Annotated in this window: 24 protein-coding genes; 11 read left to right on the top strand and 13 right to left on the bottom strand. The window is 46.3% G+C overall.

Translation table 11 applies throughout. From position 1 onward, the window contains the following. Positions 1 to 42: 42 nt before the first annotated feature. Positions 43 to 900, bottom strand: coding sequence for a hypothetical protein (locus tag IE104_RS15110; protein ID WP_189420043.1), 858 nt, complete (start codon positions 898 to 900; stop codon positions 43 to 45). Positions 901 to 1,320: 420 nt separating this feature from the next. Between IE104_RS15110 and bamJ the strand changes: the two genes are divergently transcribed. Further along, complete coding sequence (bamJ, locus tag IE104_RS15105; protein ID WP_189420042.1) at positions 1,321 to 2,172, top strand: BamJ family beta-barrel-assembly machinery protein; 852 nt, start codon at positions 1,321 to 1,323, stop codon at positions 2,170 to 2,172. Between the two features lie 309 nt (positions 2,173 to 2,481). Here bamJ and rsd read toward each other — a convergent pair whose 3' ends face one another. Next, positions 2,482 to 2,943, bottom strand: a complete 462-nt coding sequence (gene rsd / locus IE104_RS15100) for a sigma D regulator (protein WP_189420041.1) — start codon at positions 2,941 to 2,943, stop codon at positions 2,482 to 2,484. 168 nt (positions 2,944 to 3,111) lie between these two features. Next, positions 3,112 to 3,633 (bottom strand): disulfide bond formation protein B, encoded by a 522-nt coding sequence (locus tag IE104_RS15095; RefSeq protein WP_189420040.1) that lies wholly within the window; start codon positions 3,631 to 3,633, stop codon positions 3,112 to 3,114. Between the two features lie 150 nt (positions 3,634 to 3,783). Here IE104_RS15095 and IE104_RS15090 point away from each other — a divergent pair, with 150 nt between their 5' ends. Next, positions 3,784 to 4,377 (top strand): flagellar basal body-associated FliL family protein, encoded by a 594-nt coding sequence (locus IE104_RS15090; RefSeq protein WP_189420039.1) that lies wholly within the window; start codon positions 3,784 to 3,786, stop codon positions 4,375 to 4,377. Positions 4,378 to 4,414: 37 nt separating this feature from the next. Here the strand turns inward: IE104_RS15090 and gshA are convergent, their stop codons facing one another. Both gshA and IE104_RS15080 read right to left on the bottom strand, forming a co-directional pair. After that, positions 4,415 to 6,037: a glutamate--cysteine ligase gene (gshA, locus tag IE104_RS15085; RefSeq protein ID WP_189420623.1), complete on the bottom strand. Its 1,623-nt coding sequence runs from the start codon at positions 6,035 to 6,037 to the stop codon at positions 4,415 to 4,417. A gap of 87 nt (positions 6,038 to 6,124) precedes the next feature. Next, positions 6,125 to 6,523, bottom strand: coding sequence for a hypothetical protein (locus IE104_RS15080; RefSeq protein WP_189420038.1), 399 nt, complete (start codon positions 6,521 to 6,523; stop codon positions 6,125 to 6,127). Between the two features lie 209 nt (positions 6,524 to 6,732). Between IE104_RS15080 and xerC the strand changes: the two genes are divergently transcribed. After that, complete coding sequence (xerC, locus tag IE104_RS15075; RefSeq protein WP_189420037.1) at positions 6,733 to 7,641, top strand: tyrosine recombinase XerC; 909 nt, start codon at positions 6,733 to 6,735, stop codon at positions 7,639 to 7,641. A 78-nt stretch (positions 7,642 to 7,719) separates the two neighbouring features. On the opposite strand, the gene IE104_RS15070 is transcribed toward xerC, so the two are convergent. Next, positions 7,720 to 8,223, bottom strand: coding sequence for a DUF2059 domain-containing protein (locus tag IE104_RS15070; RefSeq protein WP_189420036.1), 504 nt, complete (start codon positions 8,221 to 8,223; stop codon positions 7,720 to 7,722). Positions 8,224 to 8,396: 173 nt separating this feature from the next. On the opposite strand from IE104_RS15070, the gene IE104_RS15065 reads away from it, so the two are divergent. From IE104_RS15065 to IE104_RS15040, 6 genes are read left to right on the top strand one after another with little or no spacing between them, the layout of a single operon-like run. Beyond that, positions 8,397 to 9,710, top strand: a complete 1,314-nt coding sequence (locus tag IE104_RS15065) for a glycosyltransferase family 4 protein (protein ID WP_189420035.1) — start codon at positions 8,397 to 8,399, stop codon at positions 9,708 to 9,710. After that, complete coding sequence (locus IE104_RS15060; protein WP_189420034.1) at positions 9,711 to 10,427, top strand: class I SAM-dependent methyltransferase; 717 nt, start codon at positions 9,711 to 9,713, stop codon at positions 10,425 to 10,427. Further along, positions 10,424 to 11,485, top strand: coding sequence for a prenyltransferase/squalene oxidase repeat-containing protein (locus IE104_RS15055; protein ID WP_189420033.1), 1,062 nt, complete (start codon positions 10,424 to 10,426; stop codon positions 11,483 to 11,485). Before IE104_RS15060 ends, IE104_RS15055 begins: the two co-directional genes overlap by 4 nt. 53 nt (positions 11,486 to 11,538) lie before the next feature. After that, entirely contained in the window at positions 11,539 to 11,811 is a 273-nt protein-coding gene (locus tag IE104_RS15050; RefSeq protein WP_189420031.1) for a YciI family protein, read from the top strand. Between the two features lie 38 nt (positions 11,812 to 11,849). Beyond that, entirely contained in the window at positions 11,850 to 12,284 is a 435-nt protein-coding gene (trxC, locus tag IE104_RS15045; protein WP_189420029.1) for a thioredoxin TrxC, read from the top strand. A gap of 28 nt (positions 12,285 to 12,312) precedes the next feature. Next, positions 12,313 to 13,332 (top strand): Ldh family oxidoreductase, encoded by a 1,020-nt coding sequence (locus IE104_RS15040; RefSeq protein WP_189420027.1) that lies wholly within the window; start codon positions 12,313 to 12,315, stop codon positions 13,330 to 13,332. A gap of 54 nt (positions 13,333 to 13,386) precedes the next feature. Here IE104_RS15040 and IE104_RS15035 read toward each other — a convergent pair whose 3' ends face one another. The 6 genes from IE104_RS15035 to metX form a co-directional block, all read right to left on the bottom strand. Then, positions 13,387 to 13,809 (bottom strand): GFA family protein, encoded by a 423-nt coding sequence (locus IE104_RS15035; protein WP_189420025.1) that lies wholly within the window; start codon positions 13,807 to 13,809, stop codon positions 13,387 to 13,389. Between the two features lie 80 nt (positions 13,810 to 13,889). After that, positions 13,890 to 14,768 carry a restriction endonuclease gene (locus IE104_RS15030; RefSeq protein WP_189420023.1) on the bottom strand — a complete coding sequence of 293 codons (879 nt, stop codon included), beginning with the start codon at positions 14,766 to 14,768 and terminating at the stop codon, positions 13,890 to 13,892. A 48-nt stretch (positions 14,769 to 14,816) separates the two neighbouring features. Then, positions 14,817 to 15,278 (bottom strand): DUF4426 domain-containing protein, encoded by a 462-nt coding sequence (locus tag IE104_RS15025; protein ID WP_189420021.1) that lies wholly within the window; start codon positions 15,276 to 15,278, stop codon positions 14,817 to 14,819. Between the two features lie 24 nt (positions 15,279 to 15,302). Further along, the gene (locus tag IE104_RS15020; RefSeq protein ID WP_189420019.1) at positions 15,303 to 16,019 is read right to left on the bottom strand and encodes a hypothetical protein; all 717 of its coding nucleotides are present in this window, start codon (positions 16,017 to 16,019) and stop codon (positions 15,303 to 15,305) included. A 42-nt stretch (positions 16,020 to 16,061) separates the two neighbouring features. Continuing rightward, positions 16,062 to 16,649, bottom strand: coding sequence for a methionine biosynthesis protein MetW (gene metW / locus IE104_RS15015; protein WP_189420017.1), 588 nt, complete (start codon positions 16,647 to 16,649; stop codon positions 16,062 to 16,064). 7 nt (positions 16,650 to 16,656) lie between these two features. After that, entirely contained in the window at positions 16,657 to 17,802 is a 1,146-nt protein-coding gene (gene metX, locus IE104_RS15010) for a homoserine O-succinyltransferase MetX (protein WP_189420016.1), read from the bottom strand. 429 nt (positions 17,803 to 18,231) lie between these two features. Between metX and IE104_RS15005 the strand changes: the two genes are divergently transcribed. Further along, on the top strand, positions 18,232 to 19,665 hold the full coding sequence (locus IE104_RS15005) for an ammonium transporter (protein ID WP_189420014.1): 1,434 nt from the start codon (positions 18,232 to 18,234) through the stop codon (positions 19,663 to 19,665). Further along, positions 19,662 to 20,042, top strand: coding sequence for a hypothetical protein (locus IE104_RS15000; RefSeq protein ID WP_189420012.1), 381 nt, complete (start codon positions 19,662 to 19,664; stop codon positions 20,040 to 20,042). Before IE104_RS15005 ends, IE104_RS15000 begins: the two co-directional genes overlap by 4 nt. A gap of 288 nt (positions 20,043 to 20,330) precedes the next feature. On the opposite strand, the gene IE104_RS14995 is transcribed toward IE104_RS15000, so the two are convergent. After that, a complete protein-coding gene (locus tag IE104_RS14995; protein WP_229837979.1) occupies positions 20,331 to 22,343 on the bottom strand; it encodes a dynamin family protein in 2,013 nt (670 codons plus the stop codon). Between the last annotated feature and the right edge of the window lie 242 nt (positions 22,344 to 22,585).

The following is a 22,585-nucleotide window of genomic DNA, read 5'->3' as shown; positions in this document are numbered from 1 at the left end:
CGCGCCATGGGCATCCAGGCGCGCTTTTTTATTGCTTTCAAATTAATCGTTTACTGGTTTTTCTACATTTTCATCTTGATTCGGGGTAGATTCTGCTGGTGGAATCACTTCTGTTTCCACCACTACATCTTTGCCGGTTTCGCTTGCAGGCAGTTCTGCACTGGTATCGGCCGATACATTCTCTATGGTAATAGGAGCGGGTAACGTAGCTTCTACTGGCTCAGTGGGTGATTGTTCTTCCGGATTATTTTGTACGCTTGGAACTGGCTTTTTAACAGGTGCTTTTTTAGCCACTGGTTTTTTTGTGACTGTTTTTTTCGCTACAGGTTTTGCTTTGGGTGCTTCAGGTGTTGTTTGTGCTGAGGTTTCTGTTTTTGCAGGTGCAGATTTTTTCGCTTCGTCTTTTGCGTTTTGCTTGCTGGTTTTTTTTGCCGCTTTAGCTTCTTTCTTCGCCGCCTTCTCTGCGTCTTTAACGCGTTTCTTCTCGGCTTTTTTATCTTCTTTAAGAACTTTCTTTTCGTGTTTGTTCAGTTTTACTTTTTTGCCCAGCTTTTTACCTGACAGCACCAAGGCTACATTTTTGGCAAATTCATCAGCAGCATCTTGCACGGCTTTCGCAGCATTGAACTGATCACTGGCCTCTGCCAATAAGTTTTCCTGTTCGGTCAATGCAGCTCTGGCCAGCGCCAGGCGACTTTGTGCGGCTGCCGTAGTACCACCTTTTGCAGCCAGGTCATTTACCTTTGCCTGGGCGGTAGCTGTGCGTTTTTGCGCAGCGAGAAAAACTTTTTCAGCAGCGCTGTATTGTGCCGCGCGCGCCTTTTCAAGCTCGGCTGTGACTTTGGCAATTTGCGCTTCAATATCGGAAATAGAGGGGTTTTTAAGGTTGCTGGGAGCCATAATAAAATCCTGCTTGATATATAAGTAAAAGGGGGGGCAAAAGTCGTGAGCCAGTGTAGTGTGGGGACCTGCAAAAAAGTATTACATTCAGGTGACAATTTAGTTTCTGCTTGGTTTTCTGTAACTCAGGCTTACTGCCGCCAACATAAATAGGGCGCTTTTGTTGGTTTTCAAGAACTAAGCCGCATGCCGCGTGTCTTAAGCGTTCATGCGTTTCCCCAGCATCGGCTAATTCGCTGTATTCCGTGAAAAAATGGGCAAAATACCGCACAATTTAAATGTTTTGGTATACCATTGGCGCCCGTTAGGGCTGTTACACCCGTGGTTTAGCTGCAGGTTGCCCATCACGTGCTTGGCTTAGATTGTTCGGGCAAACATGAGCCAATATTCCTTTAAAAATGTAATCCACTAGGGTGCAAAATGATCAACAAGAAATTAGCAATTATCGGTTTAATGGCTTCTGCAGCCTTAGTTGCAGGTTGTAAAGAAGATGCCAAAAAGCAAGCGCCAAAATTGGACACGCTTGAGCAAAAAGTAAGCTACTTGATTGGCCAAAACATCGGTAGTGGCATTAAGCAAAATGATATAGCTTTGGATCAGGATTCTTTCCTCTTGGGATTGAACGACGCTAAAAATGCTTTAAGTCCAGCTGACCAGGAAAAACTTGCTGCGTTGAAAGCGAAAGCGCCAGAATCTTTGACCAAAGAAGAAAAAGCTGAATTGGATAAATTGAATGCTTCTGCTCCGCGCATTTCGCAAGAAGATGCGGTAAAAATCATGGAAGAATTCAAAACAAACATGACTAAGAAAAAAGAAGAAGAAGCTAAAAAATTAGCTGAAACTAACAAAGCTGCTGGCGAGAAATTCCTGGCTGAAAACAAAACCAAAGAAGGTGTAAAAACTACCGAATCTGGTTTGCAGTACAAAGTCATTACTGAAGGCACTGGTGTTAAGCCAAAACAAACTGACACCGTAAAAGTTCATTACACCGGTAAGTTGTTAGATGGCACCGTTTTTGACAGTTCTGTTAAGCGTGGCGAGCCAGTTGAGTTCCCGGTAGGTGGCGTAATCGCTGGTTGGGTTGAAGCTTTGCAATTGATGCCACAAGGCTCCAAGTGGGAAGTATATATTCCAGCAGGTTTGGCTTACGGTGATCAAGGCCAGCAACAAATTCCACCAGCATCTACTTTGATTTTCGAAGTTGAATTGTTGGAAGTGAAATCTGCTGCTGCCGCAGAAGAAAAACCAGCTGCTAAACCAGCTAAAAAATAAGTTGAGTTAATCAGCTTTAAAAGAACCCGCTTCGGCGGGTTTTTTTATGGGGGAAAATATAGTGGGTAGATGGAGCCATTACCTCGGTCTTTATTAAAAGGGGAGTCGTCAACCAGCTTTTGATTGTAGCTTTTTACTGCTGGATCCCCGCTACGCGAGGATGAAGACTCCCGTCTACTATGTCTTTTCGAGTTTTAACTCAACACCAATACTTAAAAAGTTAATTTTTGAAAAAGCGATGCGGGGATTTTAAAATCAATAAAAAACCCGCACTAGGCGGGTTCTTCGCAATAAATTTGGTGTTAGCGCTTAACCATTCACCAAATCTTTATGCGATGTGTGCAATACAGAAATCATGCGGTCTTCTGCGCTGAAACGAATTTCCAAAGTCTCACCCAAATGAGATAAGTCACTATCAAGGCTGCTGAGGTCATCGGTTTCAAGATACTTGTCATTGAAGTCGAGCAACTTTTCGGTGGTGCCGTCAACGATGGTAAACAAATGACCGGCTTCGTGAAGTGCCTCTTCATCATCAAATTCACGGCCTTCTTTAATCAATTGGTCGTAAATTTCAAAGTGGCCTGCAGAGACGTAATCCACCAGAATCTGGCAGAGGTTACGCAATTTTTCGCCGCGAATTTCTTCGCTCTGATCTGCACTGCCAACGTCACAGTACTGCACTAACATGTCTTGGCGTTCTTGTAGCCAGCGGTCGATGATGATGCTTACACCACCCCAGCGTTCTTTAGCGTTTTGGCAATTTTCTAACATGCTCAGTGTTCCTGATTACTGCTTGGTTATCGGATTTGGTTTGTTTGTGCTCTTTGGCTTATGGCCGCACAACTGACGCTTGATGCTGAGTCGCCAAGTGCGCTCTGGTTAAAAGCGCGGGTTTACATCACCGGTATGGCGACACAATAGGCCATCTTGCCGAGTGCATCAACTGGCTTTTTGAATTTTTAGGCCGCGAATCAACTGCCAGATGTTGATTAAAGCAAAACCGGTAAAGGCAATTAGCGACCATTTTGGCAAGCTTAAACCTAAAACTTTGTCCACGTGAGCGCAGGTACCGTCGCCTTGCAGCAAGAGTTTCATGGCTTCCATAAAGGGGAACACTTCAAACATGTAAGCTAAGCCGGGGCCGCATGCAGGGACTTGGTCTTCCGGCAAGCTCTGCAACCACACTTGATGCTGGGCGAAGTAACCACCACCCAGGGCGGCAATTAAACCGAGTAGGGCGTAAATCCAGATTCCCCTGCCACGCGGATTGTGGATGGCGGCAATTAGCCCCAGGATTCCTACCAGATCAAAAAAGGCGCGTTGGGTAATACACAGGGGGCAGGGCTCCAGCTTCATGACGTGTTCCATGTAAACGCCGCACAGAATGGTGAACACACCGCCCAGGAAAAGCAGGACATTGGTTTGGCGAATCGTTGGAAGTTGGCGTATAGATGGAAGCATGACGGCCTCTTAGTCCAAATGGGGCGCCTATAGTAAGCAAAAAGGTATTAAGAGAGCCAGATGTTTGCGACAAATCGTCTATGCTGTAGATAAACGTCACTCTGGTGGTGACGAATGACTAATTGCGATTGTTTTTCCTTGGGAGTTTTCATGAAGTTAGTGCGTAAGTGCGGTGCGATTGCGGCTTTGTTGGGGAGCATTTTATTGCCCTCGCTTGCTTCGGCCAGTGGCGGTGGTGAAACCTTTAAAGAAGGCGTTAATTACATTGCGATCAAACCGCCTTTAGTGGTGAATTACGGCGGCCCCGGCCGTGTTAAATACATAAAGGCCGAACTGTCTTTGCGTACTGAGGATGCCCACAGCGCGCAGGAAGTGTCACACCATATGCCGCTGATTCGCGACACCTTGATTATGTTGATCAGTAGCGTGACCGACGAGCAAATGGCCAGTGGTGAGGGTAAGGAAAAAATGCGTGTAGAAGCGCTTGCCAAAATAAATGAAGCTTTGGAGAAGGTTAGTAATCCGGGCGGCGATCATAAGCCGGCGAAAGATGAACACGCCAAACCTGAAAAATCCAAAGGCGACAAAGCTAAAAAAGACACTAAAGCGAAAGACGATAAATCCAAGAAAGACAGCAAAGCTAAAAAAGATGAAAAATCAGATGACGACGAACATAAGGAAGAAGCTCACAAGGGTCCACCCGTGAGCGACCTGCTGTTCGATAATCTGGTTGTGCAGAAGTAAAGGTAAAACTTAGTGATAAAACAAAACGCCTCTTGTATCAACAAGGGGCGTTTTGCGTTTGGGGGGCACTCGCTGGCTCGCAGTTACAGGACTGGTACTGCTGATAATAATTCACCAAATATTGGTCAAAGGAAATTTGCTGCGATTGTTCCAGCTCGCGTTGCTCTTCCAGGGATTGGCTAGCCATCTTCTGGAAGCTGCTGGAAGTCTCTGGCGCTAGTGCCTTTTCTGCAAAAAATTGACGATGTAATTCCGCCAAGGCGAGCGTGTGATCAAAGAAGCTTTTGCCTTGCGCATGCATATCAGCCAATACGCGTGCTGATGGCGTTAGGGATGGATCACTTACCTTGGCAAATTGGCGGTTGACCGCTGCAGTGTAATCTTCTCCACCATTCGCTTGGTCGAGCAACCTGGCGCAGGCGAGTGAACTATCAAGGATCTCTTTAGCCCATTCAGCAAAATTGACCTCTTTACCCTGGCGGAGCAAAGTCAACTCAGGATTGCGCCCAAAATAGACAATACGCTTTTGGTTTTCCAACCATTCGGTGTATTCGCTTCGCGGAGTTTCCGGGCTATTGCTCAGCAGGCAGTAGAGTAAGAAGGCATCTATCACGCGCAGTTGTTCTGCACTAACACCCAGTGGCTCATAGGGATTCAAATCCACACAGCGCACTTCAATATATTCCACCCCGCGCAAACGCAATGCTTGCAGAGCCGTCTCTCCGGAGTGAGTCGTCCGTTTGGGGCGAATGCTGGAATAAAACTCGTTTTCGATTTGCAATAAACTGGTGTTGAGCTGCTTGTAGTGGCCTTGTTCGTCTTTAACGCCGATAGTTTCGTAGTCCGGGTGTGGATGCGTAATCGCACCACAGAGCGTGCGCAAGTAGCTGCTGACGTTGTTGTAGCAGACAAACAGGGATTGCTGGGCATCGCTTTGGTAACCCAAATCGCCCATGCGCAAAGAGGTTGCGAAAGGAAGATGTTGGGTATCATCGCCGAGCGGTTGCAAACGGTGTTTGCGTCCCGCCACAAAGTTATTGCTCACCGCCGGGGCCGCGCCAAATAAATACACTAATAGCCAGAAGTAGCGACGGAAATTGCGAATAAGCGCGAAGTAACGCTGGGTTTTAAAGCTTTGCAAATCCTGGCTATCGCCTTCTTGCTGTTGCAGCTCACGCCAGAAGTCGTCAGGTAGCGAGAAGTTGTAATGCACACCCGCAATGGTTTGCATGCTGCGGCCATAGCGGTGCCCAAGTCCAACCCGATAAATGGTTTTCATGGTGCCGCTATTAGAACTGCCGTAACGGGCGACAGGAATTTCTGAATCCGCCGGGAGATGGCTGGGCATGCTGGCTGGCCACAAACGCTCATCAGTCTTGGCGAGTTCTTTGTAAGTAAAACGATGAATATCGTCCAACTGCTGCAAAAGTGCTGGGATATTGTCGAAGGGCTCGGTAATAAATTCGAGCAGGGCTTCGCTATAGTCGGTGGTGATATGGGGGTGCTTGAGTGCTGAGCCCAGGCCGAGCGGGTGAGCGGTTTGCGCCAAATTGCCTTCGGGCGTTATCCGCAAACTCTCTTTTTCCAAGCCACGCAAAATGCCACGCAAACTTTTATTGGCGGGAGCTTCCGCGAAGGCGGCTAGGTGCGCGCGCCAAATGGCGTTATTGATAGAAGGCAAAACCGAACCCCTTTTTGATTGTTGTTGGTCGATTGTGGTTAGTCGATACCGGGCGCGTGCTACAGGTTAAATGAGTGTAGCCTGAGTTTTGTCTTCATCGTCGGCAGCCTCAGCACTAAAGCTGAGTTCTTCTTCCGGCTCTTCGTCCATTTCCGCCACAGCTTCAGGGCTTTCGGCAGGTTCTGCAAATAAATCTTCGCCCGCTTTGGGTGGTTTAGGTACTTTGGGAAGGGGAGCGGGCATGATTTCGCTGTCGATAATGGGTAGGGCTTTTTCGTCCAACGCGCAACTAATGACCTTAACGCGCTGTTTGTAATCTTTAGAGGTGATTTCAAACATCTGGTTCACTGCTTCATCTTTATGCGGTGTTTTGAACACGGCGTTGGCGTCGTAGCCATCTACCCATTCTTTGCTTTTGCCAAAGAAAAGCTTGTCCTGATTTTGCAGAATAAAGGTCTCGTTCATAGGTTTGGCTCTGTAGACGTTTGTTCGTAGGTGGCAACCAAAATGCCAGCTGGCAATGATGGGCGAAAGTTTGGGGCGGTGCGGGAAAACTTCAAGGTTAATGGAAAAATTATGCTTGTGATTTCCCTTGAATCTGTAGGGATAAACTGATTAGCTAGCTGCTATTGATTAGGCGCTTAAGTCGCGCTACCGAGCCAAGAGCTTCGCTTATGTACCAACAAGAACTTGCCGAATTTATTGAATTTTTGCGCAGCGAAAAGCAACTGTCCTTGCATACCCAAACTAACTACCAACGCGACCTGCAAAAATTTGCCGAATACTGTCAGAAATTTTCGCTTGCCAATCTGGATGATATTCGCACACAGCATGTTCGCCAAATGGCCGCGCAATTACATCGTCAGGGTTTGGGTGGAAAAAGTTTGTCGCGCTGGCTCTCAGCAATGCGCAGTTTTTTTGCGTTTGCAATTCGCAAAGGTTGGGCAAAAAATAATCCCGCCGATGCTATACAAGCACCTAAAAGCCCCAAAAAATTACCCAAAACTTTGGATGTGGATCAAACCGCGCAATTTGTAAGCGTGGAAGGTGATTCTATTTTGGCGCTGCGTGACCGCGCGCTGCTGGAATTAATTTACTCATCGGGTTTGCGCCTTGCCGAAGTGGTTGGTTTAAATTTGCACGATATGGATTTGCAAGAAGGAATGGTGACAGTGTTAGGTAAGGGTAATAAATCCCGCATGCTGCCGATAGGAAGCCAAGCCATAGCCGCGCTACGCGAGTGGCTTCCTAAGCGAAAAAATTTGCTGAAAGACAGTGCAGAGCAAGCAGTTTTTATTTCGCAAAAAGGTACGCGCATTACTCACCGTGCTGTGCAATTGCGCATGCAGCAATTGAGTGTAAAACAGGGCATGGATACCCCCGTTCACCCACACATGCTGCGCCATTCATTTGCCAGCCACATGCTTGAATCCAGCGGTGATTTACGCTTGGTGCAAGAAATGCTGGGGCACGCCAATATTTCTACAACGCAAATATATACCCATTTGGATTTTCAGCATTTGGCGAAGGTCTACGACAATGCGCACCCGCGCGCGCAGCGAAAAAAATCCAATCCCGATTAATGCGTAGAAAATAAAAAGCCCTACGCATTGATCAATGCATAGAGCTTTTCCGATGTGCTCGTTTATTTTACAGGCGCGTTATTTTGCTTTGGCTTTCACTTGCTCAATAGCGTCCTGTTGGATTTTTTGAATTTTAGGAATGACCGTAGACATTTGCGCTTGCACATTTGCCATGGTGGATTGCATAACAATAGGCATTTTTTTGGTTACGGCTTGCCCGGCTTTACTTTTATAAAACGCAATCATGCCGTCCACTTCTTCTTGCGAAAATGATTCTTTATAAATGCTAACCATCATTGGCTTCATCTTGTCGTAGCTAAATTCTTCTTTAAATACGGCGGCGACTTTTGCATTTGCATCTTCCATCACCTTTTGTTGCTCGTTGTTCAAAGTAGTGTTACCTAGAGCTTGTTTGGCTGCATTGTTCATCATGCCTTCCACCTGAGGCCACATACCGTCAACCAGGGCTTTTGAGTCGGTAAGGGTTAAAAGCTCGTTCAGGGAAGCATCGCTAGGTTTGGTGTCTGCAAAAGCAGCAACTGAAACCAGGCAAATTCCGGCAATAGCTATTAATTTTTTCATGGTTATTTCCTTTTAAAATGCGTAGGTAGTTGTCAGCATAAAGCTGGTGGCCAGAATAAACCCTGCTCAACAATAAATCAGCGGGCTTCCGCACAAATATATAAGCGTGCTTAAAAATCGAAAAGGGTAAAAGCTGTGGTAAATTAACGACATAATTTACGGCCAATTAACTTATGTCTTATTTCCCCGTTGCTTCACCTAAAACTATAACGCCTGTGCAGCCTGTTAATCCTTCGGTATCGCGTTCGGGTTTGCGCATAGCTTTGTTAGGTTATCGCAGCCACCCACATGTGGGTGGGCAGGGTATATATTTGCATTATTTGAGCAAAGCCCTGGTGGACTTAGGTCACAGTGTCGATGTAATTTCCGGGCCGCCTTATCCTGAACTTGATGCGCGAGTTAATTTAATTCAATTGCCAAGTCTGGATTTATACGCCGTTGAAAATCCTACGCGTGCTTTGCGTGTTAAACATTTATTTTGTTTTGCGGATTTTTATGAATGGTGGAGTAAATTAAGCGGCGGTTTTGGCGAGCCTTATTGTTTTGGTCGGCGACTGGTAAGTTACTTTAAAAAACACAAACCGCACTACGATATAATTCATGATAACCAAAGCCTATGTTACGGCTTGCTGCAATTGCAAAATAATGGTGAACATATTATTGCCACTGTGCATCATCCCATAACGCGCGACCGCGAGATTGCATTAGAGTCTGCAACCACAAAAGGGCAGCGTTGGTTAATCAATCGTTGGTACGGTTTCCTGCACATGCAAGAAAAAGTTGCACAACAGCTTAATCACATTATTACCGTATCTAAAACATCACAGCAGGATATTGCGAAAGCATTTGCGCTACCGGCAAAAAAAATAACGGTTATTGCTAACGGTATAGATACGGAAATATTCCGGCCTTTGCCACACATAAAACGAAATCCATGGCAAATCATTACTACAGCCTCTTCTGATCAACCCTTAAAAGGTCTGAGCGTATTATTAAACGCGCTGGCACAATTGCGTTTGGAATTTCCGCTACTGCGTTTATTGGTAATAGGTAAATTAAAAGCCGATGGCATAACCGAAAAAGAATTACATAATTTACAGCTGGCTAATTGCGTCGAATTTAAAACAGGTATTAGCACAGAACAATTGGTTAGCTGCTATGCCGAATCCAAAATGGCGATAGTGCCTTCGCTTTATGAGGGTTTTGGTTTGCCTGCCTGTGAGGCCCTCGCTTGTGGTATTCCACTTATTTGTAGTGACGGCGGCGCCTTGCCAGAGGTTGTGGGGGATGCGGCGCTTCTTGTTAAAGCCGGCGATGCAAGTGCGCTTGCACACGCTATTCGCACACTGCTGAGCAGCGAATCTACATGTGAAGCTCTAAGTCTTGCGGGTCGCCTGCACAGCCTGCAGCATTTATCCTGGCAGGTCGTGGGCGAACATTTAAGTGACTATTATCGCCATGTGTTATCAGTTAGGGAAAATACATAATTGCTAACCGTCAACTTTAAACAATTAAATATTAAAGACGGTGACACACTTCTTGATGTAGGTTGCGGTGAAGGTCGCCATATTATTCATGCATGTCTTGAGCATAATATTTTAGGTGTTGGTGTAGATCTGTCGCTGCGCGATTTGAAAACAACTCTGGAGCGTTTTGCGCCTTTTGCGGCCTATAACCCAAACAGCTATTTTTCCATTCAGCAAACCGACGCTACGCGTTTACCTTTTGCCGATCATAGCTTCGACAAAATTATTTGTAGCGAAGTGCTAGAGCACATTGAAAACTACACAAGTGTAATGCAAGAAATTAATCGCGTGCTAAAACCAAATGGCATTCTGGCAATTTCAGTTCCACGTGCATGGCCGGAAAAAATATGTTGGCGTTTAAGTTCGGCCTATCATTTGGTTGAAGGTGGCCACATTCGTATTTTCAATGCAAAGGAGCTGCGTGCAGACATTGAAAAGCTGCAATTTAAATTGACTCATCGCTATTGGGCCCATGCACTTCATGCGCCGTTTTGGTGGTTGAAATGTCTTTGGTGGGGCGACCAGGAAAATTCCCGCATTATCAAGGCCTATCATCGTCTGTTGGTATGGGATTTAATGCAAAAGCCCTGGGTTACACAAACGCTGGAAAAATTGTTGAATCCTATTTTGGGCAAGAGTGTAGTGATGCATTTTAAAAAGACAGGCGAGTCCTTATGAAAAATTTATTACTCACCAAAGGATTTTTCCCTGAAAGCCTCCTGCGGCCAACGGTAAATTATATTTTAAAGACGCAACTACCTAACGGTTGTATTCCCTGGTTTGAAAATGGCAAGGCCGACCCTTGGGATCATATCGAAGCGGCCATGGGGTTGAGTATTGGCGGCGAACTTTCTGCGGCTGAGCGTGCGTATCAGTGGCTGGCGCAAGAGCAACTGGATGATGGAAGCTGGTGGGCAAATTATTTAGACAATCAACCTGTCGATAAAAATCACCGCGAAACAAATTTCATTGCTTATATGGCCACCGGTGTTTGGCATCATTATTTGATTTCAAACGATACCAATTTTCTGCGCTCCTTATTCCCCTGCGTTCAAAAAGCGATAAATTTTGTGTTGAGTTACCAGTCCCCAACGGGCGAAATTTATTGGGCAGTTGATCAGCATGGTGATCCAAAAAAAGATGCATTGGTAACGGCCTGTTCATCCATCTACAAAAGTTTGCAATGCGCTATTTTTTGCGCGCAGGCATTGAATCAGGATTGTCGCGATTGGATTCAGGCGCATAAAAAGTTAGGCAACACGTTGCGCCATCACCCCGAATGCTTTGATCGAACCTGGGGGTCCAAAGAACGTTTCTCTATGGATTGGTTTTACCCTGTACTTGCAGGCGTGATGCAAGGCAAAGCTGCGCAAGATAGAATTGAATTACGCTGGAAATTTTTTGTCGAAAATAATATAGGTTGTCGTTGCGTTAGCGATGAGCCCTGGGTAACAGTTGCGGAATCTTGTGAATTAACGCTAGCGTTGTTGGCCGCAGGTGAGCACGCGAAGGCACTGAGTTTATTCAGCTGGTTGCATCAGTTTATGGATGAAGACGGTGGCTATTGGACGGGTTACAACTTTCGTGACAAGGTTATTTGGCCGCGCGAAAAAACGACCTGGACTGCCGGGGTAATTTTACTCGCTGCTGATGCGCTCACCGAGCACAGTGCGGCGTCAAAATTATTTCTTGATCACACAGTGCCTGCTCACTGGTTAGATCAAATTGAAGCTTGATGTTAAAAAGCGAAGGGTAAAAAATTTCATCATTAATAATCTTAGGGACTTATATGAAATATTTAATGTTTTATGAAATGGCCGTTGATGGTATGGCAAAAGCACAGGAAAATTTTCCGGGGCATCAGGCTCGCCTAAAAGAGTTTCATGAGCGCGGCACTTTGCTGATGGCAGGGCCTTATGGCGTACCGCCTATAGGTGCTTTGGGTATTTTTACATCGCGTGAAGCGGCAGAAGAATTTGCCGCAGGCGATCCTTTTGTTATTAACGGCGTAGTGGGCAAATATTTAGTTCAGCAATGGTCAGAAGTATTGGCACCTTTGTAACTGAAAAGCATACGCCTAATTTATTGTACGAGCAGTTTATGAACCCGATTCAAATTGCGTGTCCACATTGTAATGCGGTTAATCGTATGCCCGGCGAACGTTTAGGTGATAAGCCGCAATGTGGAAAATGCAAAAAGCCTCTTTTTATTGGTAAACCCGTTGAACTGCATCCCGGCAATGTGAATTCAGTTCTGGACAAAAATGATATTCCCGTATTGGTAGATTGTTGGGCGCCATGGTGCGGGCCCTGTAGAAGTTTTGCACCAATATTTGAACAAGCCGCCACTAATCTTGAGCCCAAAATCCGTTTGGCAAAATTAAATACCGAAGCTGTACCGAGCATTGCCCAGCGTTGGGCTATTCGCAGTATTCCAACGTTAATTTTGTTTAAACAAGGCAAAGAAGTGCAGCGAGTTTCCGGCGCTATGTCATTACCGCAATTACAACAGTGGCTTCGCTCAGTCGGAATTTAAATTTTCATTTCACATGCAGGATTTACGCATGACAGATATTTTACGAGTCCCCTACGAAACTTTGTGCGAAGCAGTTAAGCAAGCTTTATATAAAGCCGGTGTAAGTTTGGAGCAGGCTGATCTTGAGTCCAGCATTATGGCAGAAGCCGATTTATTGGAAGTGCCTTCGCACGGCGTGCGAATGTTGCCGGGTTTGTTAAGCGCGCTTGCAGAAAAACGTGCAACTCTTCGGCCGCAATTTTCAATTGTTCGCGAGCTTGGCGCAATATGCGTGTTGGATTGCGATAATGGCCCGGGCCGTTATGCATCTGCGCAAGCAATGGACGCCGCAATTCAACGCGCGCGAAATTTTGGTGTCGGTGTTTGTCTCGCAAAAAATACCACGCACTGGGGGCGTGCCCACGCTTACGCCAGTCGCGCTGCGCAGGCGGGATTTATTGGCATGTGTACCACCAACGCGATTCCAACAATGGCAATTGCAGGTGCAAAAAAACGCGTGATAGGTAATAACCCATTAGCGATTGGAATTCCTAACGAAAATGCCAGTGAGCCGATTGTGTTGGACATGGCGATGAGCCAGGCGGCTGTAGGAAAAGTTGGCACCTGGTTGCGTGAGGGAAAATCAGCGCCCGACAATTGGGGAATTGATATCAATGGAAACCCGACGTCTGATACCAAAGAAATTTTAAAAGGCGCAGTAACACCCATGGGCGAACACAAAGGCGCAGGCTTGGCGTTGATGTTTGAACTTTTAACCGCTGCGTTAGCCGGCTCTGCATTTACATACGAAATATTAGCGCGCGATACCAGCGGAATTGATTCTGCTTCTAGCAAAATATTTATTGCACTAAATGTAGAAGCCTTTATTGAACGCAAGGAATTTAATTCGCGCGTGAAAGATTTTCTTTCCTATCTTGATCGCGAAGCCTCGCCATTCCAATACCCCAGTGAACGCGGTTGGCAAGCGCGGGATAAGAATTTAATCGAAGGTGTGCCGTTGCATAAAGAAATTGTTGAGCAGTTGGCGGGCGTGGGGATTAGATTTTAATTAGCGAATTCATCCCCTCCCCCTTGTTAGGGGGAGGGGCAGGCACTCCGATTTTTATTTCACGGTTGGTGCAGGCGGTTGTTTCTCAAAATGCGGAATATTTGGGTCAAGATGCGCCCATGCAGGTGCTGACGAAGTCCAAATCAATGCATCAATTTTTACATCCTTCTGATCATCCAACGTGCCCGCACGCACAATTAAAATATGCGGCCTAACTTCCGCCTGACTAAACAAATGCACTCCACATTTGGGGCAAAATTTTCTGTGCATTTTATTACCGCTATCCGCAGTGCTTTCATAATCGCTTAATTCACCGGTGATATAAACGGCCTCAGTAGAAAATACTACGTTGATTGTTGCGCTACCTGCAGCAAGATGCTGGCAGGTACGGCACCAACAAGCGCGGGTCATTATAGGTTTTGTGTTTGCTTCGTAGCGAACTGCACCACAGAGGCAGCTGCCGGTTAATTTTTCCATTTTTATATCCAAAAAGCTGAAAATTTAATTGGAGTGGTGCTCTTAATTTAGACGAACCAAATTTTATGCTAAGTTAATAGCTACAGATCTTCGCTGTCAAAGAAATCGTTGTCTAGAACTTTAACTTCGTAGAAACTCTTGACTTGCACGCCCACATTAAATTTGTGCATAAGTTCGACCAGTTTAATTCCATCCACCAAAATAATTGTATGGTGAGCTTCTCTTGCTTTCTTTTTCGCATTTTCGTCGAAGTTTGAGGTTGTTACAAAAATTCCTTTTCTAGTGTCGCCACTCATGGCTCCAATAAAGTTTCTAATGTCTGTTTCTCTGACTTTATTCTCGCTGTACCTTTTTGCCTGAATATATATTTTTTCAAGACCTAATTGATCTTCATTAATAATTCCGTCAATACCACCATCTCTAGATTTTGAGGTTTCTATAAAGTCACCGTATCCCATTTTCTTTAGCAGTATTAAAATTATTTTTTCAAATGAATACGGGTCTATAGCTTTGAGTTTTTCAAGAAGCTCACTTTTAATACTGCGTTCAATTTGCTCAATTCCACTATCTATCAAATCTTGTGGGCTTGACGTGCTCATATTTTCATCGATTGTCGATTTACTACTTTCCGGTTCATAAAAAGAAATTACGTTAGATTGCATGTGTTCTAAGGAAAGATTTTCAGGCTTTGCTTCTTTTCCTTTGCTTGTAATTTGCACGTGCCCCCTCTGTGGGTAGTGAACCAAGCCTCCCTTTTTAAGGTAGGACTTACCCCACGCAATTCTATTCTCAATTAACCTATCCCCGCTTTTTGTCGTTTGACTTAGTAGCTCTTCGGGCAGGTGAGAATAGAATTTTTGCTCAACTAATTGCGCGAGTTCCCGACCGGTAATAGTCTCGCCATTACTTAAAACTTGAAGAATGGGTAGGAATGTTTCGTTAAACTTGGGGAGATCCATATTTTTTCCCTTGGTTGTTGCGCTATTAGGTTTTTTAAATCACAGAGATTAATTTTCAGTAAACAGCTTCCGCGTAAAAATAACATTTAAGGATTTGCTTTCCCCTTCAGGAACCACACTAACCTCAAACCGAATATCTTCTTCATTAGTATGGCGGAATTTTGCAATGTAATAAGTCGCTTCTGGTTCTTTGATTTCCATAAATTCCAAGGCTTTAACTTGCTGCATAAGGTTTACGGCTTTAACCGATACTTTTGCGGGTAACCCCAAACTTGTTACGCCGCTTTCGGTTTTGGTAAGGCTGATATTTACCAAGGCAATATCTTTGCTGCGCGTGAGTTTGTAAAGGTTGGCGACTTCGGCAGGAATATTTTTGCTGTTGAAGACGTTGTAGTGAACTGTGTAGTTACCAAATTTTTGCGAGGTATGGATTTCTTTGGTTTGGTTTATTTGTGCTTGAGTTGTTACTGCAGTAAACAGAATTGCAAATATCGCTAAAACTTTTATCATGATCATGTCCTCTTGGCGAAGTATCTAGCTTTTGACAAGCAGAATAAAATAAACCGTTTGTATTCGCGAGTCTTGTGTTATCCCAAATTCGTAGATGCTGTAATTGTTACCAAATGACCACCAGTATTGTTGGCGAAGATCGGCAAAAATGAGTGGCCACGCGCTGGTGTTAGTTGCTAATAAGCGAATTTCACAAATATGAGCCTTGCATGCAATGGAATCAATTTTTAATGCATTGGAATATGGGTGGCTGTATATAGCATCGACCAGTTGCCCTTGCATGGTTAAATCCCAGTCATCTGATAGCTCGGCATCAGAAAACTCTCTGTAAGTTGAGCGGTCGTTGTCTTTAAAGATTCCCAGTGCAAGATTGAAGGGATGGGGAATAACTTTTTTTGCCTCTTCATCGGTAATTTTTGCGACTAGTTTAGACGTTGGCGTTATTTCTTGTGCGTTGCTGCTGGCTTCATTATTGTTTGAAGCGGATGCGCTAACGGTTTTGATTTTTCTCGTTGGATTTGCTCTTGTATTAATAGTAGAGCTAGTCTCAGGGGTTTTGCTTAAGGTCACTAAATTTTCTGGATTGAAAGGTTCTGTATGCGTTTGTTTTTTAATCTCAGGTTCAAGAATATTTGATGCAAAAAGGACTGGCCTGATGAGGTTGTTTTGAAAAAGCCAAATAGAAATGGCTGCAATTGCGATTGCGGCCATCCAGATGATGTTACTAGTTTTGCTGCGCATATTTGAGTTCTTTCCGTATCATGATTTCCCTTGAAATAAATACTACTTACTCAAATGATAAATCGCCGTCTCGCCAAATAAATTGGGTAACGCATCTTTTAGTAATTGCCCGCTTTGTTCATTCACTACCTGACGATTGATGACTTTATAGTTTCGTTCACGACACAAAACTTCAAAATCTTTAAAGGTACAGAAGTGGATGTTGGGTGTGTCGTACCATTCGTAGGGCAATAAATCGGATACGGGCATGCGGCCGCGGGTGAATAAATGGAAGCGGGCTTTCCAGTGACCGAAGTTGGGGAAGGTGACTATGCATTCTTTGCCGACGCGCAGCATTTCATCCAACACCAGGTGTGGAAAGTGCAAGGTTTGTAGCGCTTGCGTCATGAGCACAGTATCAAAACTATTGTCTGCAAAATTGCCAAGGCCGCGGTCAAGGTTTTGTTCGATAACGTTCAAACCTTTGTCGATGCACAAATTAATTTGCGCGGCATCAATTTCCAAACCGTAGCCTTGGGTTTGTTTGTTGTCGTTAAGGAATTTTAACAAGGTGCCGTCGCCGCAACCCAAGTCAAGAATGCGGCTGCCTTGTTTGATCCAGTTTTGAATTTCGTTTAAGTCGATACGCATCTTTTGATCACTCCGTAACTATGCCAGCGAGATAACGACCAAATACTTGTTGGTAGCGCTCATCGGGTAAGAGAAAGGCATCGTGGCCGGATTTGGATTCGATTTCTGCATAGGTGACGGATTTGTTTGCGCCAATTAATGCGCTCACAATTTCGTGGGAGCGCTCGGGTGCAAAACGCCAATCGGTGCTGAATGAAATTACTAAAAATTTTGCCTGCGCATTTTGAAATGCGGCTATAGCATCGTCACCGTATTCGCGCGCCAGATCAAAATAGTCGAGCGCTTTGGTAATGAGCAAATAGCTATTCGCATCAAATTGTTTAGCGAAGTTGCCGCCCTGATAGCGCAAGTAACTTTCAATTTGGAATTCCACTTCCTGATCGCTGCCGATATCGAAACTGCCGCTGCGTAAATCGCGCCCAAATTTTTCGCCCATGTCATGATCGGACAAATAAGTAATATGACCAATCATGCGCGCAACGCTTAGGCCGTTGCGTGGAATAGTGTTTTGTTCCAGATAGCGGCCGTCGCAAAAATTCGGGTCGCTGATAATGGCTTGGCGAGCCGTTTCGTTGAAGGCGATATTTTGTGCGCTCAATTTCATGGCCGAGGCGATTACCGCACAGTGACGTACGCGCTCAGGGTATTCCAATGTCCAGCGCATGGCTTGCATGCCGCCTAGGCTGCCGCCAATGACCGCTGCCCATACCTCTATCCCCAGCTTGTCAGCCAAGCGCGCCTGGCTGTGTACCCAATCGCGCACGCGCAATTTGGGGAAATCCGGTCCCCATGGTTTGCCGGTTTCGGGGTTGATACTGCTTGGCCCAGTCGAGCCGTGGCAGCCGCCGATGTTGTTGAGGCTAACCACAAAGAATTTGTTGGTATCAATTGGTTTGCCGGGGCCTATGTAGGCATCCCACCAGCCGGGGCGTTTGTCGCTCATGCTGTGGTAACCGGCGGCGTGGTGGTGGCCGGAGAGCGCGTGGCAAATCAATATGGCGTTGTTTTTTTTGGCGTTGAGCTGGCCGTAGGTTTCGTAAACGAGCTGGTAGTCGGTCAGGGTTTTGCCGCAAGCCAATAAAAGTGGCTCGCTAAAATGCAGGGTCTGCGGTGTGACAATCCCGACGGAATCGGGCGGTAGCACATCAGGCATGGGTCTTCTCTTATAGGTAAAGGCGGAAAGCGTGAGCTAAACGCAAAGCTTAGCCTGCTTTCGGTGGGTCTGGCTGGCTTTCGTTAGATTGTTGGGCGCCAGTCTAAAGACGCGGGCTATAGCCTGCAAGTTATGTAGCGGAGCGAGAGTCTTTTTCAGCTCAGTTCTCGCTGCGAATAAAAGATTTTCCTAATCCCCAAGCGTCGTGAAGTGTTAGATGGCCTGTTTCAGGTTGATTTGGAGCCCTAGGGGAATTGGGCTGTGTGATAGCAATGGAAGCTGCGTTGCTTTGGTGCTGGCAAGTCCATCCTGAGGCGCTCATTTGCACCATATTGGGCTGCGAAATATTCATCGGCCTAGACTGATGGCGCATTTTTCCACTGGCACGCTTAATGCTTTTACCCTAGTACTAACATACGAGGTGCTTGCATGCGTTTGGTGTCCATAAGCTTAGCTGTTGTCTCATTATTGTTCTGTTTCGCGGTAGCACCTGTGTTTGCGCAGGATGCTTCTTCAAGTTCGATTTCTTCTGAAGCTGGCGAAACTACCGCTCCTGTTGCAGAGGTTCCCGCTGCAGTTCCCCTTACCAGCGCTGTCGAAGCCGTGGTCGAACCGCCAATGACCAAGCCGACCTTGGTAAGCGTGAGCAAAATCAGTGCAGGAGATACAGCCTGGATGTTGGTTTCTACCGCGCTGGTTTTATTGATGACCATTCCCGGCGTTGCGCTTTTTTACACGGGTATGGTGCGCAAGAAAAACGTCCTTGCGACCATGGCGCACAGTTTTGCCGCCACCTGTATTGTTTCGATCTTGTGGGTGATTGTGGGTTACAGCATTGCCTTTACGCCGGGTGTTTCGCCTTGGTTGGGCAGCCTGGACCGGTTCATGTTGAATGGGATGGATTTCATTAAGGAAACCGGCATGGTTACGGTTCACCACGTTGCGCAAAGCATTCCGGAAAGCGTCTTCATGATGTTCCAAATGACCTTCGCCATTATTACCCCCGCTCTGATTACCGGCGCCTTTGCCGAGCGCATGAAGTTCTCTGCGCTGGTGGTGTTTATCGCCTTCTGGTCGCTACTGGTTTATGCCCCGGTTGCGCACTGGGTTTGGGAGCCAACGGGTTGGTTGGCATCGCTTGGCGTGCTGGATTTTGCGGGCGGAACTGTAGTGCATATTAATGCCGGTGTTTCTGGTTTGGTGGCTGCAATAATCGTGGGGCCACGGCTTGGTTTTGGGCGTGTTTCCATGCCGCCGCACAATTTGATTCTCACCGTAATAGGCGCTTCCTTACTTTGGGTTGGCTGGTTTGGTTTTAACGCGGGTTCTGCTGGTGCTGCGGATGGTCGCGCAGGCATGGCGATGTTTACCACGCAATTAGCCACTGCCGCTGCGGCCATGACCTGGATGCTGATTGAATGGTTCAAACGCCGTAAGCCTTCGGTGCTGGGTATGGTATCGGGCGCGGTTGCTGGCTTGGTGGCGATTACACCTGCATCTGGTTTTGTTGGCGTAACAGGCGCGTTTGCAATTGGAATTTCGGCCGGTATCGCTTGCTACTGGGGAGCAACCTGGTTGAAATCTACTCTGGGGTACGACGATTCTCTCGATGTGTTTGGTGTGCACGCTATAGGTGGAATTGTTGGAGCTTTACTCACTGGCGTTTTCGCGGTGAAAAGTATCGGTGGTGTTGAAGGCAGCATTGCGATCCAAGCGATTGGCGTAATCACTACCGTAATTTACGCGAGCATAGTGACGGCCATTATTTTGTTGATTATCGACAAAGTCATGGGCCTGCGCGTTGAAATAGATGAGGAAAACGAAGGTCTTGATATTGAGCAACACGGGGAGCAAGTCCTATGAACCCAACATCCGTAGAAGAATTGGAAAGCCAGGCTTTCGGTTTAATGGGGCGTTTGCATGTGTTGCTGCGCCGTGAAATCGGGCGGGTTACCGACATCAAATACATGAGCACCAATCCAGAATATTGCTTACATGTTTTGGAGTTGGCTAACTCAACATCAAATACCGATTTACACACAATGTGTCACAAGCTTGAAGATATTTATTTTGCAGAAGGTGGCTTGTTTGCCAATTCGCCTTTTAAGCCGCGTCGCTTAATGGTTGCCTCCTCATCGCGGGTTTCAATTCCTATTGAACATGCAGTGCATGAAGCAGTAGAGCCTGAAGCTGATGCAGTGGTTGAGCAGGACCAACATTATGTAGGGCGTTTGCGTTAAAGATTTTTTAGTGGAGATGTACTCTGTTGGCCGGACTCCAGACCAAGCTGGATCCGGCCTTTTTTATGTTCAGGATGAACGGGCAGAAAATTGCTCCTGCATTTTCTGCATTTTCTGCACTTTCGCCATCCATGGCGGTCGTATGCCGCGGGCGTATGGGTGAGTTGAGTGTTTGTGAAGCGTGCTTCATGCGAAAACGAACGGAACTCGGTTAACTGAGTTTCAGGTCCGCTTGCGGCGCAGGAGCGGTGATGTTCAAGGTGACCGGAGAGGACTCCATACCTAAAATTAATTCGCCCGCGCAGCCTTCCTCGCTTCCAACAAAGACACCACTTGCCCGCTGCGAATTTCCGCAAGTTTTTCGCTCGCATCATTTACCAAGGGCGCGCTAATAATTTCCTGATACAAAGGTTCCAGTGAGTTGAGCGCAGTTTGCAATTGATAAATATTTGTTTGCAAACTTTCGATTTGTTCCGCATGAGTATTGCGTTGGGTTTGCAATTGGGTCAGGCGCAGCATGTGGGTTTCCAGCAGTTGCTTCTGGTATTGGTTGTTGTGCATTAAAGGTGTAAGTGCTTCTTGCAGCCACAAGCCGATGTGTTCGTTTAATTCCTGATAAGTATTGCGAACTTCTTGCACCAGGGTGTTGATAAAGCGATTAATCAACGCACCTTTGCGGGTGAGTAATGTGTTGAGCGAAAAACGGAAATCATCGGCACGTTTATGCAGTTGACGCAGTTGACGGCGCTGATTATGAATTTTAAGTAAGTGGCGCATCATTAAATCATCGCCAGTCAAATTGTGTTCCGGGCGTTGATAAATTGAAACAAGCACGCGATTGGCGCGATCAATTTCGCGTTCAATATGTTGCAGGCTGCTATCTACATCATCGAAGAAATTGCCGATAGCGCGTGCTAGGCCAAGTGTTGTCCAACTCTGCGCAAGGTTGCGATGAGCGCTATTAATTTGTTGTTCCAACAAGCCCGAACTCACAGGTGCAAGCAATGCAACGCGTTGCGATTCCAATAGGCGCTGGCTAGTGCGCAAAGACAGCGCTTGCTTGTGATATTGGTGATGCGTTTGGCGAATCGTATCGCGCAATTGTTGCAATGTTTCGGCGGCTTCTTGCGGTGCAGCCGAGCGCAATACATTAATTTCTGCTTCGCATACGGTTAAACGTTGGGCGAGGCTATTGCGCGTGTTGATAATCATTTCATAACTATCGCCTACCAGGCGATGGCCAATAATTTGTTGCTGGCTGTGCAAAACGACATCCGCCAGTTTGCGCTCCAACTGTGGAAAATTACTGCGCTCCAGTTGCGGTAAGTTGCGGCCCACCTTTCCCAATAAACCTTGTTTGGCAGAAAGTGCAATAACTTGCTCGGGCGCGAGTTTCAATTGCTGGGCTGTGATGTGGCGAATGTTTTCTATATTTGCAGTGACTTCCGCAGGTGATTGTAAATCGTCCCACAAACTATCAATTTTATTGAGCAGGGCAAGCACAGCTGTGCATTGTTCGTCGCGCAGGGTTTGCACGTGCTCGCGCCAAATGGTCATATCGCTTGCAGTTACACCCGCATCGGCAGACATCAAAAACAAAATGGCTTGTGCTTCCGGTAAGGTTTTTAGCGTGAGCTCTGGTTCGTTACCCAAAGCATTCAAGCCGGGTGTATCCACAATGCGCAAACCCTGGCGCAACAATGGGTGATCAAGGCTAATCAGTGCATGGCGCCACGCGGGTACAGCAACTCTGCCGTTCTCATCGCGATCACCCAATTCATCCATCGCAAAACCCAGCTTGAGTGCATCGGCAGGGGTAACCCATTTATTGGCTGATACCTGGTTAATAGCGGCGCGGGTTTGTTCGTGATTATGCGGATCAAAAGTTACCGTCACCCAGTTTTGGGGGATGCGTTTGAATTTTTGCAAACTGGTATTGGTGCGGCGGGTTTCAATCGGCAGAAGACGCACGCAATTGACGGGCACTTGCGGGTCCCAAAAAATTTCGGTGGGGCACATAGTGGTACGCCCCGGTTGGGATGGCAGCAAACGGCGGCCACCCTCGGTATACAAAAGTGCATTGATCAGTTCGGTTTTACCGCGAGAGAACTCGCCGACACAGGCAATGGTAAAGCTATCACCACGCAACAGGTTGCGGGCTTTCTGCAAGGTACGTTGCACATCCAAACTCAACATTTGGTGGCTGTTGCCCCAGGCATCAAATCGTTGCAAACGCTCATCAAGTTGGCGTTTCCAGCGGTTGTACTGGGTCATCTGGCGATGTAATGCTCTAACGTCCATAGAGAGTTGCTCGTTCTGTTGTGTAAAAACAGTGGGTGTCAGCCGCTTAGAAAAAAATCGGCTAAGTCTTTATTGTTCTAATTTCCATTAAAACCGAAAAGGGTATTAGTGGCTAGATGTTGAGCAGTTAGTGGTCAATTTGGCTGACTAATGGTGGAGAATGGTGACATTTTGAGAGATATGTCACCTATTTTGTGTGAGGTGACGCCTTGGGCTACCAAACCCGATTTCCAGTTTTATTT

This window comes from Cellvibrio zantedeschiae (genome assembly GCF_014652535.1).
GTDB lineage: Bacteria > Pseudomonadota > Gammaproteobacteria > Pseudomonadales > Cellvibrionaceae > Cellvibrio > Cellvibrio zantedeschiae.
Note: the sequence above shows the minus strand (reverse complement) of the source record. Positions and strands in the feature narration are given on the sequence as shown.